We start from the raw sequence: 215 nt of genomic DNA, 5'->3' as shown, positions 1-215 counted from the left end.
GGAGCGGACGACGGGTCTCGAACCCGCGACCTTCGCCTTGGCAAGGCGACGCTCTACCAATTGAGCTACGTCCGCATTCACAACACCCCGACAAAAGCCGGTTGGGCTTGAAAAGCTTTCGCCATCTGGGGCAACGTATATGGTGCGGTCGAGAGGACTTGAACCTCCACGGTGTTGCCACCACTAGAACCTGAATCTAGCGCGTCTGCCAATTC

At 57.7% G+C, this 215-nt stretch carries 1 tRNA gene; it reads right to left on the bottom strand.

The window, feature by feature from the left end:
• Positions 1–2: 2 nt before the first annotated feature.
• A tRNA-Gly gene (locus FOI68_RS23145) sits at positions 3–75 on the bottom strand.
• Positions 76–215: the final 140 nt, after the last annotated feature.

Origin of the sequence: Brevibacillus sp. LEMMJ03, assembly GCF_007197875.1 — a bacterium.
Lineage (GTDB): Bacteria > Bacillota > Bacilli > Brevibacillales > Brevibacillaceae > Brevibacillus > Brevibacillus thermoruber.
Note: the sequence above shows the minus strand (reverse complement) of the source record. Positions and strands in the feature narration are given on the sequence as shown.